Genomic DNA, 15,490 nt, shown 5'->3' on the forward strand with positions numbered 1-15,490 from the left:
AAAGATGACAGAAAAACAATTTACAGTAACAGCTGATACAGGAATTCATGCAAGACCCGCGACACTATTAGTACAAACTGCTAGCCGATATGATTCTGAAATTAATCTTGAATATAAAGGCAAAACAGTTAATTTAAAATCAATTATGGGCGTAATGTCCCTAGGGATCGGCAAGGGAGCCGAAATCAAAATTACGGCTGAAGGCAGCGATGCAAATGATGCTCTTAGCAGCTTAGAAGAAACATTGAAAAAAGAAGGATTAGCTGAATAATGGCGTTTTTACATGGTATTGCTGCATCAAATGGTATTGCAATTGCGAAAGCATACCGTCTTGTTGAGCCGGATTTATCATTTGAACAGAAAAAAGTTGATGATGTTTCAGCAGAACTTATTCGTTTTAGTAATGCAATGGCAAAAGCCAAGTCAGAGCTTGAAATTATTCGCGACCGTGCCAAGGTTGACCTTGGAGCAGATAAGGCGGCAATTTTTGAAGCTCATCTCCTAGTTTTAAGTGATCCTGAATTAAATAATCCGATTGAAGATAAGATCGGGTCCGAGAACATAAATGCAGAAGCGGCGCTTAAAGAAACTGCTGATATGTTTGTGATGATGTTCGAACAAATGGATAATGAATACATGAAGGAGCGTGCTGCGGATATCCGCGACGTTACTAAGCGCGTACTGGCTCATTTATTAGGCGTGCAGTTGCCAAATCCAAGCATGATTGCAGAGGAAGTCATTATCGTTTCAGAAGATCTGACCCCTTCGGATACAGCTCAATTAAACCGTAAATTTGTAAAAGGATTTACGACAAATATTGGCGGACGGACATCCCACTCCGCTATTATGGCGCGTTCATTGGAAATTCCTGCGGTCGTTGGAACCAAGACAGCTACCGAAGAAATTCAAAATGGCGATTTAGTTATTGTCGATGGACTTAAAGGTGAAGTACATATTAACCCAACTCCTGAACTCGTGGAGCAGTACAAAAAAGTTCATGAAGAGTTCGAAATGCAAAAAGCTGAATGGGGCAAGCTTGTCAACGAGCCTACTGTTTCCGCCGACGGGCATCATGTTGAACTGGCTGCTAACATCGGTACTCCAAAAGATTTAAAAGGAGTCAAAGAAAATGGCGGCGAGGGTGTTGGCCTGTATCGTACTGAATTCCTTTATATGGGACGAGACCAGCTGCCAACAGAGGAAGAACAGTTCGAGGCATATAAGGCAGTCCTAGTAGGAATGGAAGGAAAGCCAGTCGTAGTTCGGACATTGGACATTGGCGGCGACAAAGAGCTTCCATACTTGGAATTACCGAAAGAGATGAACCCATTCTTAGGCTTCCGAGCGATTCGTTTATGTCTGGAAGAGCAAGGGATTTTCCGGACCCAGCTTAGGGCCTTGTTACGCGCAAGTGTATACGGGAACTTGAAAATTATGTTTCCGATGATTGCCACTCTAGACGAATTCAGGTCAGCAAGAAATATTCTTGAAGAGGAAAAGCAAAAGTTGAACTCAGAAGGGCAAAAGGTTGCTGATAAAATTGAACTTGGTATCATGGTTGAGATTCCATCAACTGCGGTTCTGGCTGATCAATTCGCCAAAGAAGTAGATTTCTTCAGTATTGGTACGAATGATTTGATTCAATATACAATGGCAGCCGACCGTATGAATCAGCGTGTATCCTATCTATACCAGCCATATAGCCCATCAATTTTACGATTAGTAAAAATGGTCATCGATGCTGCTCACGCAGAAGGTAAATGGGCCGGTATGTGCGGTGAAATGGCTGGCGACGAAACGGCGATTCCAATTCTGCTCGGTCTTGGACTTGACGAATTCTCAATGAGCGCCACTTCTATTCTTAAAGCACGCTCATTGATTAAAAATCTACAAAAATCTGATATGGAAAAGCTTGCACAGCAGGTCTTGAACATGCAGACAACTGATCAGGTAATTGAAGCAGTAAATGCTGCTGTAAAGTAAATTAAAACAAAACAATTTTTAAGGACTGGCTAATTTATGGCTAGTCCTTTTTAACTGTTTTTATTTTTAATTAATTCTATTCTTTCCAAGAATTTTCAGTTATAATAATAGTTATAAAGACCTGAATAGCGTGACTATAGTATGGTGAAAATTCAAAGGCCTCCTAAGTAATACGATCGAAATTTGGGCATCTTAAGTGTAAATCTTTTTAGGGGTGGATAAATTTATGGAGCAAAAACCAGTGCATTATGACGGCAGTTTTCATCTTGATCAATCAGTAAATGAAGCTGTGGGAAACGAACCTTTCTTTATGACCGAAGAAATGAGAAAGAATATAGGTAAAAATCCTTATTCAATGGAAGTAAATGAATAATAATTACTAATGGATTTGTCAAAAATGACAAATTCATTTTTTTTATCCAAGCAGAATATTTGATACGTACAGGTTTTTATTTTAAAGTTTTCCTGAATTACAATTATTTTAATCCAAGATATATTTTTTGGTTAAAAAAATAATTTTGATTCACAATAAACATATGAATTCAACAAGAAAGGTGACTAATATGACACAGGTTTTATACATCACAGCACACCCTCACGATGAGACACAATCATACAGTATGGCAGTAGCAAAGGAATTTATCGATACGTACAAACAAGTTAATCCTAATGATGAAGTAATTCATTTGGATTTGTATTCCGAACAAATCCCACAGATTGATGTGGATGTGTTCAGCGGATGGGGTAAGCTTCGTTCCGGACAGTCCTTTGATGATTTATCAGCAGACGAAAAGGCAAAAGTAGGACGTTTAAATGAGTTAAGTGAGCAATTTATTGCTGCAGACAAGTATGTTTTTGTTACCCCTTTATGGAATTTCTCATTTCCGCCGGTAATGAAGGCATATCTTGATTCGGTTGCGGTTGCAGGCAAAACATTTAAATATACAGAGAAAGGTCCAATTGGTCTATTAACTGATAAGAAAGCCTTGCATATCCAAGCAAGAGGTGGTTTTTATTCCTCAGGTCCTGCTGCAGAAATGGAAATGGGGCACCGTTATATTAGTGTCATGATGAGTTTCTTCGGTGTACCTTCCTTCGAAGGACTGTTTGTGGAAGGGCATAATGCCATGCCTGACAAGGCTCAGGAAATCAAAGAAAAAGCAATTGCGCGCGCAAAGGATTTAGCCCATACATTTTAAAGCAAAGTATGACAGAGGCGTCCCAAGAGTTTATCCTTTAGGGGCAGCCTCTTTTTTGAATGGATATAATATTATGAATTGATTGTCTCTGATAACAGGCCTGTTGTGAGGTCTATATTACTAAATAAATAACACGGTAATTGATAGAAAGAATTTATGCTTCTCCTTATGTTTAACACCAAAAAATTTTGGCGATGGTGTTAGATATAAAGGAGTGGTCAAAATGAATAAAAAGTTTAAAGTTATTTTAGGCCTCTATATCATTATTGGGTCTTTTTTATTAGGCGGATGTGGAGTACTGACTTCCAATGAATTAATTGCAAACCGTTATGCGGATGCGCTGCTAACGAAAAATAACGAAATCCAATTTCGCTTTCGAATAAACAATGAAATTTTAGAGGGACACCAATTATATAAGGTGAAAGTAACCATCCATGATGACTGCTTGGCGGCTGCCATCGGAAGGCGGGAAATTGTCTATGGTGAGGAGCAGGTTATTAACGGAGAATATATAGACGTTAAAGGAAACAAGGAGAAATATATTTTTATGGAACCGATTCCGCTGCAAAAGGATTTGCATATCCAAGAACTTCAAAATATGATTGAACAGAATAACGCTGTCTCTATCGAAGTGTTCAATAACAAAAAGGTCTTTGGCAGAGCCTTTTTAACAAATTTTTCGTCTGAACTGTAAGACCGGAATAAACTAGTTCGGTCTTTTTTATTACGATAATATTGAAGGAAAATGCTAAAATAATAACAAATAGATGAGAGGAGAGATTTTTTTGTTAACACCAGATAATACAGTAATCGGTTTTATTGGAATAGGTGTGATGGGGAAAAGCATGGCAGGTCATCTGCTCGCTGCCGGATTTCCTGTAATGGTTTATTCGAGAACAAAAGAAAAAGCTGCAGGATTAATCGAAAAAGGAGCTTTCTGGGCAGAATCCCCGGGGGCCGTTGCTGAAAAGGCGAACGTGGTCATTACGATGGTAGGGTATCCAAACGATGATGAGGAGGTCTATTTGGGTGAAAACGGATTAATTCCAAGAGGAATTCCGGGCAGCTATTATATTGATATGACGACTTCTTCACCTTCTCTCGCTGAAAAAATATACAATGAGGCTAAAAAAAGAGACATCCATGCGATTGATGCTCCTGTTTCCGGCGGTGATATTGGTGCCAGGGATGCAAAGCTCTCCATTATGATTGGCGGAGACTATGATGCCTTTGAAGCTGTTCACCCGCTATTAAAATTGTTGGGAACCAATATTGTTTACCAAGGAAAGGCAGGAGCAGGACAGCATACCAAGATGTGCAACCAAATTGCGATTGCTTCTAATATGATAGGTGTTTGTGAAGCCATTATTTATGCAGAAAAGGCGGGACTTGATCCAGATACTGTTTTAAAAAGTATCACTGCAGGTGCTGCTGGAAGCTGGTCATTGAGCAATTTGGCGCCAAGAATGTTAAAAGGGGATTTTGAGCCTGGATTTTACATAAAGCATTTTATTAAAGATATGAAAATAGCCTTGGATGAGGCTGAACGTATGGATATGGAAGTGCCAGGATTGGCTTTGGCAAAATCCATGTATGATAAATTAGCTTTACTTGGTGAAGAAAATAGTGGCACACAAGCTTTATATAAGTACTGGAAAAAGTAGCAGACCGGCCACAAACTGCCAGGCATAAATTCCTCCTGCCTACATGAAACTATTCTAGAAACTAAAATAGGAGGAATGCTTGATGGCAAAGCGAACAAAGAAAAACGATCCGCAGCAAAAAAACAAAAAAGGTTTTGATTCTGCAGTATTAAATGAAGAATTTGCCCACGAAATGGGCTCGACCGATACAAATAAAATTCATCATGATAAGGCTAAAAAGGTAAAAGCAGCGAAAAACAACGGAAAATATAAGGGGTGAGATCCCTAAAAAAGTAAAAGAGGCCGATGGCCTCTTTTACTTTTTCAGGAACTGTTCGATTCGATTGAGCCCTTCTTCAAGAGTATTCCTTGAGCAGGCAAAGGATAAACGGAAAAACCCTTCTCCGTATTCAGAAAAAGCACTACCGGGCACTACTGCTACTTTTGCGTCATTCACAAGTTTATATGCAAAATCGAAGCTATTTAAAGCAATTGTGCTGGGGATTTTTACAAAGAAGTAAAAGGCACCGTCTGGCTTTACCACTTCAAAACCCATCATCACAAGGCGCTGATAGACATAATCACGACGCTTTTCATATTCCTGTTTCATCGAAAGAGCGTCATCAAATCCTGCTGTAAGCGCCTCATATGCAGCTTTTTGAGCGATGGAATTTGCACATGAAACATTATATTGATGAACCTTTAAGATATGCTTTGCAATATTTTCAGGAGCAAACAAAAAGCCGATTCGCCAGCCCGTCATCGAATGGGACTTAGATAATCCATTAATGACTATTGTTTGTTCTTTAAGAAAGCTTGCGATCGAATAATGCGTCTGGTTATAGGAAAGCTCGCTGTATATTTCGTCAGCAAGAATGAATATATCTTTATCCCTTAAATAATCCGCTATTTCCCTTAACTCACCTTCGTTTAGACTTACCCCGGTAGGATTTGATGGATAAGGGAGGACGATACAGCGAGTCTTTTCTGTTATGTATGGTTTTATCATATCCAGAGTGAACCGAAACTGATTTTTGCGAATATCGCTATAGACCGGATGCGCCCCCATCATTCGGATCACCGGTTCGTAACCTGGGTATATCGGTCCGGGTAAAATAACCTCAGTGCCTTCTGTTAAGATGGTCCTTAAGGCAATATCAATTGCTTCACTTGCTCCCATAGTGACTATTACTTCCGATTCCGGCTGGTAGTCCAAATGATACTTTTTCTTTACAAATTCACAAGCAGCCTTTCTTAATTCTATTGTTCCAGCATTATGTGTATAAGAGGTAAAATTATCAGTAATTGCTTCGATACCTGCTTTTTTTACATGCTCAGGAGTAGGGAAATCAGGCTGTCCGATTGTTAAGGAAATTACGTCCTCAACATGGGAAACCATATTGGAAAACCTTCGAATCCCTGAAATTTCAATATTTTTTACACGTTTATTAAGTAAATGCTCCAAAATTGTCCGTCCTTCCCGCGATAAAATCAATAAAAGTTATTTTTGCTTAATTATAGAATAAATACTAGAGTTGTTGCTACTATTTAGAACAAATGAAAAAGGCCGGAAAAGTCCGGCTTTTAATCCACTATGAATATCTTTCACCCAATTTTTTAAAGATCGGTTTTTGGTAGGTCCGAGGCCTTTTTCTAGGGCTGCCTGGCGGAGGATCTAGCTCAGTTATCCCAGTATAGGCCTGCAACAGGGCTTTTGCTGCATTAAGGGACAGTACTGCCTTTGGATTTCGGATATGTCCGTCCAATTTTCCTAAATGAGGAAGATCCATAAAGTCACTCTTGGTAGGCGGAATGTGGAATAGGTAATTTCCGCATTTTACTAAAACATCGGATTGCTGCTGACTATTTCTTGGATGTTCGGAAAAGTGAAGACCGACTTTTTTTGCTTTACCTTCTTCAATCAATTTCTTTAATGATTCTTGTTTTAGTTTATACAAAAACTTGGGATTTGGCGCTGTCTTTGCATGTCGATTCACGATAAAGACAGCTTGTGAGAGGTTTTCGATGGTTAGGTTTACTTTTTTATGGGGGGGTTTCTGGTCGGGATTCAAAATCATATCTCCTTTCTTTATTAGACAATTATATTATACCGTTTTTTTAAGGAAAATAGAAATACAATAAGTAAAAGAGGAAAAATTTTCGTAGAATAGTCATTATTTTCTATAAATTAGTTCCAAACAAATTATTTCGTTGTAAAATAAATTTAGAAATATGGTATAGATAATGAAAAAATTTATTTTTTCGTGAGGATGATGATATGACCCAATTCAATCAGTTTTTTATAAGTGAAATTGAATCCGGGAAAGCCGGGCCAAAAATACAGGAAATCATCTTCGATATTATTTTTCAATATATACAGGATTTGGTATTTGTCGTGAAAGTGGAAGAAGGCCCTAGCTTTCGATACTTGTTTATCAATGAGGCAGGAATGAGAAAGGCAAACCTAAATGTGGAGGCAATAGGGAGAACCTTTCAGGATGTTCTGCCAAAGGATTTTGCCAAATCGCTTCAGCGAATGTATGAGAAACTATTAAAAAAAAGGGAAATCATTACTTTTGACGATGTATTTTATGGCGATAACGGGAAAGAGGTTTACGGGGAATCCATTTTAACTCCAATCTATGATGAGGATAGCGTCATCCGTTATATTATAGCAGTAACAAGAGATATTACAGAATGGTCCCTTGAGAGAAAAAGAATCCGCGAAAGTGAGCAGCGTTACCGGTCTATAGTTGACCATAACTTGGATGCGATTATTATCATTAGCCCGGAAGGAAAGATAATCGAAGCCAACCCTGCGGCTGCTGTTTTGACGGGGGCATTGCAAAGGCATCTTTCAAATCGGTCGATTTATGATTTAATTGATGACCATGATTTGGAAAATTTTAAAAGTCTTATCGAAAAAACGTGTTCCGGTTTTTCTCTTGAGTCCCTGGATTGTAAAATTTTGAACAATAAAGGGAAACGGCTCATTGTACATATAAAAACAGTACCAATTGCCGTATACGGAGAAATAAACGGGGTCTACATAATTTTAAGAGATTTGTCAGAGCAGGCAAAAAACATGGAAATGATAAAATTCATGGCATTTCATGATCAATTAACGGGATTATATAACCGCCGGGCCCTGCTCGATCATTTAAATGAACGTATCCCGGCTGACCATTATCATTATCAGGCTGAGGAGTTTGCTTTAATCTCAATCGACTTAGACAGATTTAAATATTTGAACGATACTCTTGGGCATTTGGCTGGGGATGAAATTTTAAAGCAGGTTTCCAATCGGTTATTACAATTCCAAAATGAATGCTGTTTTATTTATCGGGTTGGTGGGGATGAATTTACTATTCTATTGCTTAACACAAATCGCTCTGGGGCTAATTTATTTATAGGAAAGCTGCTTACTTCCTTTTCTCAATCTTTTTATTTTAATTCTCATGAGTATTTTATCTCTCCAAGCATTGGAATCAGCATGTACCCAAATGATGGGAAAGATGCAGAAATGTTAATTAAGAATGCGGATGAAGCGCTTTTTCGCGTAAAAGAGAGAGGCAGGGCACATTACCAATTTTATCGATCAGATATGAATTCGTTATTTTCCAATATTGTAACTTTGGAAACTCATCTAAGAAGAGCGATAGACAAAGGCGAGCTTACATTGTATTATCAGCCTCAAATAGATGTCTTGACCGGAAAAGCTGCATCTTTTGAGGCGCTTCTGCGCTGGAAGAATACAGAGTTCGGCTGGATTGCCCCAGGGGTTTTTATTCCAATCGCTGAAGATACAGGCCTCATTGTTTCAATAGGGAACTGGGTAATAGAAAATGCCTGTAAACAAATTAAAAGCTGGAATGATAAAGGAATCATGGGTATACGGATTGCTTTAAATATTTCACCGAAACAATTTCAACAGCCTAATTTGGTTTCTTTTATTCAATCGATGATTAATAAATATTCAGTTCAGCCTTCGTCATTAGAAATTGAAATTACCGAAGGTATTATGCGGGACATGAAGGAAACAATCCCCCTTCTAAGAAAGCTGAAGGACTTGGGTCTTTTAATTTCAGTTGATGATTTTGGAACAGAGTATTCATCGTTAAACTATTTGAAAAGGTTCCCGCTTGATTGTCTGAAAATCGACCAATCGTTCATCAAGGAAATATTAGACGATAATAAGGATGCAGCAATCACATCGACTATTATCCATCTTGGCAGGAGTCTTGGCCTTGAAGTGATTGCCGAGGGCGTTGAAAGGAAAGAACAGGCTGAATTTTTAATTCAGGCGGGCTGCCACAAAATTCAGGGTTTTTATTATTCTGAGCCTATCCCGCCAGCCTTGCTGGAAGAGCGCTTTTTAATTTTTTAAAGTAAACACGGTAAGCTCTGGCTTGGCCATAAATCGGAAAGGCAGGCGTGTTGTGCCGATTCCCCTATTTACATAAAGATTTAGCTCATGGCGGCCGCGGACAATGTAATGACCTTCCTGATAAATCTTTGCAAAAGGTGGAATAACTAGAGCGCCGATAAACGGAAGTTTAACCTGACCGCCGTGACTGTGTCCGCTCAGCTGCCATTCAATAGGGTATTCACTTGCTGTATCGGCCATATCTGGCGCGTGTGATAATAATATTTTAAAACAAGTTTTTGGAACATTTTTTATGGCAGTGGTTATATCAGGTCTGCCTAGCATGCGGTCATCAATCCCAAGCAGGTTGATAAAACTGTTATCCTCTAAGGCAACTGAAACTGATGAATTTAACAGGATAGTAAACTCCGCTGTGTTCATAATTTCCCGATATATTTCTGAGCCGTATCCCCCATGATCATGGTTCCCATATATACAATACTTTCCTAATGGCGCATGTAATTTCTTTAGAATTGGCCCGAGCTGATTCGTTTTCAAATATTTATTTGGCTCGTCCATTAAATCGCCCGTAAATACAATAATGTCCGGCTGGAGGTCATTTATGGTATCAACTAAACCTGTAAACTTTTCCAAGGAATATTGAAAGCCGAGATGGGTGTCACTGAATTGGACTATTTTTTTTCCGTTAAAGCTGCTGGGTATTCGTTCATGGATGATTTCCAATTGTTTAATTTCAAGAAGAGATGGTTCAATTCGATTTGCATAATAATATCCCCCTGCACCTATTCCAAAGACTGTTAGCAGGGAACCAAAAGTTCTTTTAATAAATGTCCTCCGAGTTAGATTATGAAACATTTTTTATTACCAGCCTATTGTTTTATTAGAGTCCCTTATGTAATTTCGGAAAAAATAAAGCTTATTGCAAGAATAAAGGCTCATGTTAGTGTTTATTCTGAAAAGTCATAAAAGATACCAACAAAAAAGCAGCCTGTTGGCTGCTCTTTGTTGTTTATTTATAACTAACGGCCCGATTTTCTAGGGCATTCCATGAAGCAATGAATTGCTCTTTGTTTACTTTGACTTGTTTCCTTCCTGAAAGTGGATCATTCAGATAAACATTACCCGCGTCATAGCCGACGAGCAAGACGACGTGCAAATCAAGCGGTGTTTTTATATATTCTTTTCCATGATTCCAGGCTTCCCACCTATCTGGGAGACGATAATCACCTGTTGTCCAGATTACGACAGGAAACCCACTTGAAACATGTTCCAATATTTTTTCAAATGGCTGCTTGGTCAAATTAACCGCTCTGCCCGGTAGCTTTTGATTTATTAAATCAATCATTGGCTGCTCAAAGGCAGCATACCCTGGTTGTTTCCCGGTCATATCACCAACAAATCCGTGATCGGGATTCCCCCAATGCAAGAAATCACCTTTTGGTGATTTGATGAGCGGATCGGGGTCTTTTTTTATCAACCGGTACAACTCCATTTTGTTTGTTTGAACCCCGGCATAGTTTAGCATCATCGCTAGGCTGGTCACTTCACATCCGTTTCTAAGCTCTGGTGTTTGCCGGATCAAGATAACATCCAATAAAGTGGATTCCTTTTTTACAAAGGGTTTTACTGCTTCTTTTTCTTGGTTTATATTTATTATCTGACTGTTTAGGTCATTTAAATTATAGGAGCGATTTTCCTCTTTTGTAGAAGAGACGTTCTTGGATTTGTCATCCTCAATGATCGGAGGTTCTTGCTTAATATTGTTTTGCTTAGAACTCACTTTGTTATTTTCATCAAAATGGCTGCACCCAAGCAATGGAAGGATTAAAGCGAATAGACATAGCTTTTTCACATCCTTACCTCCTCTTTTTTGAAGAGCTAACCATATTGTTTGATTGTTTCTTTGGGGTTATAATGGTATCCTTTTGGCAAAGAACAGACGGTAATTTATTAGCGTATGGTATAATAAAATTAACAATTTTTTGGAGGTACTTTGGATGGATGCACTGGAAATACTCTCAAATTTAAATGATGTTTTTCCTTATTTCCAGCCGATTTTTAGTGCCGATGAACAGCGTGTAATCGCCTATGAAGTGTTAGGAAGATATAAATCAGCAGAAAATGTTATAAGCTTAGGTCCCTTTTTTTGTGATGAACAAATTCCTGAAGAATATAAATTCGAAGTTGATTTGCTTTTAGTTCGAAAAGCGCTGGAAAAGGCAGAGGATCTGGATGAAGATGTCAGCATATTCCTTAACCGGAATGCTGAGTTGCTTATGTATGGACATGGTGAACCATTTCTGCAGGAGCTTTTAGAATTTGAAAGCAAGGGTTTTAAGTTAAGTCGAATTGTCCTTGAAATTTCTGATCATAACTATTCAGGAGATTTAGACCAATTTGATAATCTTTTGCAATATTATCGGACCTATGGAATTAAAATTGCCATTGCAAACCTTGGCAGTGAAAACCATTTTTTTGAACGAATCGGGGAGCTTGAACCGGATATTTTAAAAATTAACTTAGAAGCGTTAAAATCAACCTCAACTGGTACCAATTTCAATGATGTTTTATTCTCCGTGTCGATCCTTGCTAGAAAAATTGGAGCAACGCTCTTGTTTGAAAATATTGAGATGAGCTACCAACTGCAGTTTGCTTGGAAAAATGGCGGCCGTTTTTATCAGGGTTTCTATTTGCACCCTCCAGCCGCGGAATTTATCAGCCGGGATTTCTTAAAACCCCGATTAAAGGAAAAATTCCATGACTTTATTGTATATGAAAAAAGAAAATTGGAAGCTGTTTATACAACTGCTGAATATTTTCAAGCAAAGGTTCAGGAAATTGTAACGAAGAACCGGAAGTCCGGCTATGAAGAGCTCCTGCATGCCCTTGGAAAAGAAATGGATCACATTGTTTTTCGGTTATATATTTGTGATGAAGACGGCTTTCAAAAGTCGGCCAATCTTTTTAAGGAAGCCGGAGGCTGGAGCATCCAGACTGAATATATCAATAAAAACTGGAGCTGGAGACCGTATTTTCTAGAGAACATCATCAAAATGCGAAATGAAAGAAAAGGCATTTTGTCGGACCTTTATAGTGATATTGAAACCGGTGAGCCGATTCGAACCTTTTCGTTTCCCATCAATGGAAGTGAATACTTATTTATAGATATTTCATACCAATATTTGTTTGAACACGATCAATTGCTGTAAGAATAGAATGTGTCATGGAGTGGCAATTTAAAGATATAGTTTATCTTTAAAGGAGAAATGCTCAATGACTCTTTTTGAAATGACGGTTGCCGTTCTTATTGTTGGTATTTTGGCTGTTTCCCTCATTTATACACTTGCACTTGGCAGGCAGCAAAAAGCTGTGGAGGGTGAATTTGATACCCAGTTAGACAAAGGAATTCAAAAAAATGTATATGTTAAAAACCCTATTTTATTATCCTACGGCATCTTCTTTGCACTGGCTTTGTTTATCATACTTTTTATAGCAATCAGATTTTTTTGAGAAGGTCTCAGTCAATGAGGGCCTTCTTTTTCCGTTTTTAAAATTTTTTAGCCAATTTTTTCATTTTTATTTGGACAAATAGATGTCGTTATTTTATTCTTTTAATATTGGCATGTTTAAAAGATGACTTTTTTATTGATAAAAATAATTCATTAGGATAGAAACATGTCAAATGCAAAACCTAAATTTATAGAAATGCTTGTTTGTGTTTGAAAGGAGATAAGCCCATGTCACAGCTTCAAGGTATATTAACAAGATTAAAAAATCTTCAAGAACAATCCGCTAGTGGAGAGCCGGCGCAACGTTATTTTGAGGTAAATGGAGAAAGGAAATGTCAAGTCACTTTCCATCCAAAAACAGAAACATTTGAGTTAGAGGTCTATCTTGAGAAGGAAAAGCCAAAACGATATCAATTTGATAATATTGATATGATTACAATCGAAATTTTTGACTTGATTCAATAGGAACCTGAATGGTTCCTTTTTTAACTAGTTTTAAATTGTAACATGAGGTCCGAAAACTATGATAAAATAAGTCTGTAGAAAAACAAACATGAGGAGTTTTCGGTGATGATTAATCTTCCCAGCGGGGAATTTCTGGAATTAATGATAAAGGACTTGATTATTCCATCTGAGCGGGTAGCACATGTACAAATCGGAAATAGTGTGGAACATGCTTTGTTGGTTTTAACGAAAAGCGGCTACACGGCTATTCCTGTTTTGGATCCATCCTATAAGCTTCAAGGTTTAATTAGTACACCCATTATAATGGATTCCATTTTAGGTCTTGAAAGAATTGAATTTGAAAAGCTTGAACAAAGACGGGTAGAAGAAGTTATGAAAAAGTCTATACCTAGAGTCACAATATCCTCCCCATTTAATAAATGTTTAGATTTGCTCGTTACTCACCCATTTCTATGCGTTGAGACAGAAGATGGGTTTTTTGAGGGGATTTTACCAAGAAGCACGGTATTAAATCAATTAAATTTGTTTATCAAGCGCGGTAATAGATAACTTATGGAAAGCAAGGCCCCCTTTTTGGGGGCTATTTTTTGCAGGTAAAAGAGGAGGGGAAAAAACAGTGTCATCATTGTCGGAATTTCAATTACTGTCTGTTTTGGCACAGGAAATGAATATGCGCAAAGCCTCGGAACGGCTGTTTGTTTCCCAACCGGCCCTCTCACAGCGTCTGCAAACCATCGAGAAGGATTGGGGAACTAAGCTTTTTATCCGCTCACAAAAAGGATTAGCGCTGACCTCTGCCGGTGAACATGTGATAGCATTTGTAAACGAGGTCCTGAAAAAGGAGGAAAAGGTGCGGGAAACAATTTACTCCCTGCAAGAGGGCGTATCGGGTACGTTAAAAATTGCTGTAGCCTCTATTGTCGGGCAAAACTGGCTGCCGCAAGTTCTGAAGAAATTTATCGATAAATATCCCCAAGTAAAACTTTCACTAGTGACAGGCTGGAGCAGTGAAATTTTAAACTGTTTGTATGACGACCAGGTCCATGTTGGCATTATTCGCGGTACACCTGATTGGAAGGGGGTTAAGGTACACCTGTTTTACGATCCGCTGTATTTGGTGGATAGAGAAATCACCAATCCGGATCAAATCCTTGAAACAGACCGCCCGTTTATTCAATTTAAGAGTGACTCTAATTATTATCAAGAGATACAGGATTGGTGGATGCGGAACTTTAAAACCACACCGAAAAGGACCGTTGTTGTTGACCAAATTGAAACCTGTAAGCAAATGGCTTTTAATGGGATTGGCTATGCGATCCTGCCTGGAATAACCTTAACAAAGGCAGAAAGTGATATTAGCAAAATTCCCCTTGTGAATGAAAAAAATGAACCTTTAAGCCGTGATACATGGCTTCTTGGCTATGAGTCGGCTTTTCAATTAAAACAAGTACAAGCGTTTGTAGAGTTGATTAAAGAATATGTTACGGAATCTTAAATAAAGCATATGTTTTTCTTGTTTTCAGCGCTTTTGTTTGCTAAAGTATTTTTTAGTACAAGTATAGGGGGATTTTGAAAATGAAAATGATGGATGCGCATGAAATTATATCCTTTATCCAAAATAGCAAAAAATCAACACCAGTAAAGGTTTATGTAAAAGGCGAGCTTGAAAGCATTGACTTTGGTGCCAATGCAAAAGCATTCATTAACGGTAATACCGGGGTTGTCTTCGGTGAATGGTCTGAAATCAACGCTGCTCTTGAATCAAATCAGGCAAAAATTGAAGATTTTGTTGTTGAAAACGACCGCCGTAATTCAGCCATTCCTTTATTGGATATGAAGCATATTAATGCACGTATTGAACCAGGTGCTTTTATTCGTGATCAAGTAGAGATTGGCGATAATGCCATTATCATGATGGGGGCCGTCATCAATATTGGGGCTGTAATTGGTGAAGGAACGATGATTGACATGAACGCAGTTCTTGGCGGCAGGGCTACAGTAGGTAAGAAATGTCATATTGGTGCAGGTGCTGTTTTGGCTGGAGTAATCGAGCCGCCGTCAGCAAAACCGGTTATTATTGAAGATGATGTATTAATTGGCGCCAACGCCGTTGTTCTTGAAGGAGTAACAGTAGGAAAAGGCTCGGTTGTCGCTGCCGGAGCAATCGTTACTCAAGACGTTCCGCCATTTACAGTGGTCGCAGGAACGCCAGCAAGAAAAATTAAAGATATTGACGAGCAAACAAAATCCAAAACAGAGATTTTAGATGCACTTCGTCAATTATAATTAAGACAAAAAAGCGTG

General features: G+C 38.4%; 18 protein-coding genes. 14 read left to right on the forward strand and 4 right to left on the reverse strand.

What is annotated here, in order from left to right; all coding sequences use genetic code 11:
• Positions 1–4: 4 nt before the first annotated feature.
• The 7 genes from ACZ5AE_RS08840 (at position 5) to ACZ5AE_RS08870 (ending at position 5,105) form a co-directional block, all read left to right on the forward strand.
• On the forward strand, positions 5–271 hold the full coding sequence (locus tag ACZ5AE_RS08840) for a phosphocarrier protein HPr (protein ID WP_464571421.1): 267 nt from the start codon (positions 5–7) through the stop codon (positions 269–271).
• On the forward strand, positions 271–1,983 hold the full coding sequence (gene ptsP / locus ACZ5AE_RS08845; RefSeq protein ID WP_464571423.1) for a phosphoenolpyruvate--protein phosphotransferase: 1,713 nt from the start codon (positions 271–273) through the stop codon (positions 1,981–1,983). The genes ACZ5AE_RS08840 and ptsP overlap by 1 nt, the downstream gene beginning before the upstream one ends.
• Positions 1,984–2,209: 226 nt before the next feature.
• Positions 2,210–2,356: a hypothetical protein gene (locus ACZ5AE_RS08850; protein WP_464571425.1), complete on the forward strand. Its 147-nt coding sequence runs from the start codon at positions 2,210–2,212 to the stop codon at positions 2,354–2,356.
• A 190-nt stretch (positions 2,357–2,546) separates the two neighbouring features.
• Entirely contained in the window at positions 2,547–3,182 is a 636-nt protein-coding gene (locus ACZ5AE_RS08855; protein WP_464573579.1) for an FMN-dependent NADH-azoreductase, read from the forward strand.
• 223 nt (positions 3,183–3,405) lie between these two features.
• Positions 3,406–3,876: a hypothetical protein gene (locus ACZ5AE_RS08860; protein WP_464571427.1), complete on the forward strand. Its 471-nt coding sequence runs from the start codon at positions 3,406–3,408 to the stop codon at positions 3,874–3,876.
• A gap of 91 nt (positions 3,877–3,967) precedes the next feature.
• Positions 3,968–4,846 carry an NAD(P)-dependent oxidoreductase gene (locus ACZ5AE_RS08865; RefSeq protein ID WP_464571429.1) on the forward strand — a complete coding sequence of 293 codons (879 nt, stop codon included), beginning with the start codon at positions 3,968–3,970 and terminating at the stop codon, positions 4,844–4,846.
• Between the two features lie 82 nt (positions 4,847–4,928).
• Positions 4,929–5,105: a hypothetical protein gene (locus ACZ5AE_RS08870; RefSeq protein WP_464571431.1), complete on the forward strand. Its 177-nt coding sequence runs from the start codon at positions 4,929–4,931 to the stop codon at positions 5,103–5,105.
• Positions 5,106–5,141: 36 nt separating this feature from the next.
• Here ACZ5AE_RS08870 and ACZ5AE_RS08875 read toward each other — a convergent pair whose 3' ends face one another.
• Both ACZ5AE_RS08875 and ACZ5AE_RS08880 read right to left on the reverse strand, forming a co-directional pair.
• Positions 5,142–6,290: an aminotransferase A gene (locus ACZ5AE_RS08875; protein ID WP_464571433.1), complete on the reverse strand. Its 1,149-nt coding sequence runs from the start codon at positions 6,288–6,290 to the stop codon at positions 5,142–5,144.
• Between the two features lie 127 nt (positions 6,291–6,417).
• Positions 6,418–6,903, reverse strand: a complete 486-nt coding sequence (locus ACZ5AE_RS08880; protein ID WP_464571435.1) for a YkyB family protein — start codon at positions 6,901–6,903, stop codon at positions 6,418–6,420.
• Positions 6,904–7,103: 200 nt separating this feature from the next.
• On the opposite strand from ACZ5AE_RS08880, the gene ACZ5AE_RS08885 reads away from it, so the two are divergent.
• On the forward strand, positions 7,104–9,212 hold the full coding sequence (locus ACZ5AE_RS08885; RefSeq protein ID WP_464571437.1) for a sensor domain-containing protein: 2,109 nt from the start codon (positions 7,104–7,106) through the stop codon (positions 9,210–9,212).
• Here ACZ5AE_RS08885 and ACZ5AE_RS08890 read toward each other — a convergent pair.
• Positions 9,201–10,067 carry a metallophosphoesterase gene (locus ACZ5AE_RS08890; RefSeq protein WP_464571439.1) on the reverse strand — a complete coding sequence of 289 codons (867 nt, stop codon included), beginning with the start codon at positions 10,065–10,067 and terminating at the stop codon, positions 9,201–9,203. The genes ACZ5AE_RS08885 and ACZ5AE_RS08890 overlap by 12 nt on opposite strands.
• A 154-nt stretch (positions 10,068–10,221) precedes the next feature.
• The gene (locus ACZ5AE_RS08895) at positions 10,222–11,064 is read right to left on the reverse strand and encodes a C39 family peptidase (protein ID WP_464571441.1); all 843 of its coding nucleotides are present in this window, start codon (positions 11,062–11,064) and stop codon (positions 10,222–10,224) included.
• Positions 11,065–11,209: 145 nt separating this feature from the next.
• Between ACZ5AE_RS08895 and ACZ5AE_RS08900 the strand changes: the two genes are divergently transcribed.
• From ACZ5AE_RS08900 to dapD, 6 genes are all read left to right on the forward strand, one after another.
• The gene (locus ACZ5AE_RS08900; RefSeq protein WP_464571443.1) at positions 11,210–12,421 is read left to right on the forward strand and encodes an EAL domain-containing protein; all 1,212 of its coding nucleotides are present in this window, start codon (positions 11,210–11,212) and stop codon (positions 12,419–12,421) included.
• 64 nt (positions 12,422–12,485) lie between these two features.
• Positions 12,486–12,722, forward strand: a complete 237-nt coding sequence (locus ACZ5AE_RS08905) for a hypothetical protein (protein WP_464571445.1) — start codon at positions 12,486–12,488, stop codon at positions 12,720–12,722.
• 227 nt (positions 12,723–12,949) lie between these two features.
• Positions 12,950–13,186: a YkuJ family protein gene (locus ACZ5AE_RS08910; RefSeq protein ID WP_464571447.1), complete on the forward strand. Its 237-nt coding sequence runs from the start codon at positions 12,950–12,952 to the stop codon at positions 13,184–13,186.
• A gap of 105 nt (positions 13,187–13,291) precedes the next feature.
• On the forward strand, positions 13,292–13,735 hold the full coding sequence (gene cbpB / locus ACZ5AE_RS08915; RefSeq protein ID WP_464571449.1) for a cyclic-di-AMP-binding protein CbpB: 444 nt from the start codon (positions 13,292–13,294) through the stop codon (positions 13,733–13,735).
• 67 nt (positions 13,736–13,802) lie between these two features.
• Positions 13,803–14,681 carry a LysR family transcriptional regulator gene (locus ACZ5AE_RS08920; RefSeq protein ID WP_464571451.1) on the forward strand — a complete coding sequence of 293 codons (879 nt, stop codon included), beginning with the start codon at positions 13,803–13,805 and terminating at the stop codon, positions 14,679–14,681.
• A gap of 80 nt (positions 14,682–14,761) precedes the next feature.
• The gene (gene dapD / locus ACZ5AE_RS08925) at positions 14,762–15,472 is read left to right on the forward strand and encodes a 2,3,4,5-tetrahydropyridine-2,6-dicarboxylate N-acetyltransferase (protein WP_464571453.1); all 711 of its coding nucleotides are present in this window, start codon (positions 14,762–14,764) and stop codon (positions 15,470–15,472) included.
• Positions 15,473–15,490: the final 18 nt, after the last annotated feature.

It is taken from the genome of Neobacillus sp. S1227 (assembly GCF_055385255.1).

Bases quoted from the DNA above. Each gene is read 5' to 3' on its own strand.
- ACZ5AE_RS08855 (WP_464573579.1), top strand. From the start codon at position 2,547: ATGACACAGGTTTTATACATCACAGCACACCCTCACGATGAGACACAA.
- ACZ5AE_RS08850 (WP_464571425.1), top strand. From the start codon at position 2,210: ATGGAGCAAAAACCAGTGCATTATGACGGCAGTTTTCATCTTGATCAA.
- ACZ5AE_RS08890 (WP_464571439.1), bottom strand. From the start codon at position 10,067: ATGTTTCATAATCTAACTCGGAGGACATTTATTAAAAGAACTTTTGGT.
- ACZ5AE_RS08880 (WP_464571435.1), bottom strand. From the start codon at position 6,903: ATGATTTTGAATCCCGACCAGAAACCCCCCCATAAAAAAGTAAACCTA.
- ACZ5AE_RS08900 (WP_464571443.1), top strand. From the start codon at position 11,210: ATGGATGCACTGGAAATACTCTCAAATTTAAATGATGTTTTTCCTTAT.
- ACZ5AE_RS08905 (WP_464571445.1), top strand. From the start codon at position 12,486: ATGACTCTTTTTGAAATGACGGTTGCCGTTCTTATTGTTGGTATTTTG.
- ACZ5AE_RS08885 (WP_464571437.1), top strand. From the start codon at position 7,104: ATGACCCAATTCAATCAGTTTTTTATAAGTGAAATTGAATCCGGGAAA.
- ACZ5AE_RS08870 (WP_464571431.1), top strand. From the start codon at position 4,929: ATGGCAAAGCGAACAAAGAAAAACGATCCGCAGCAAAAAAACAAAAAA.
- ACZ5AE_RS08840 (WP_464571421.1), top strand. From the start codon at position 5: ATGACAGAAAAACAATTTACAGTAACAGCTGATACAGGAATTCATGCA.
- ACZ5AE_RS08910 (WP_464571447.1), top strand. From the start codon at position 12,950: ATGTCACAGCTTCAAGGTATATTAACAAGATTAAAAAATCTTCAAGAA.
- ptsP (WP_464571423.1), top strand. From the start codon at position 271: ATGGCGTTTTTACATGGTATTGCTGCATCAAATGGTATTGCAATTGCG.
- cbpB (WP_464571449.1), top strand. From the start codon at position 13,292: ATGATTAATCTTCCCAGCGGGGAATTTCTGGAATTAATGATAAAGGAC.
- dapD (WP_464571453.1), top strand. From the start codon at position 14,762: ATGAAAATGATGGATGCGCATGAAATTATATCCTTTATCCAAAATAGC.
- ACZ5AE_RS08860 (WP_464571427.1), top strand. From the start codon at position 3,406: ATGAATAAAAAGTTTAAAGTTATTTTAGGCCTCTATATCATTATTGGG.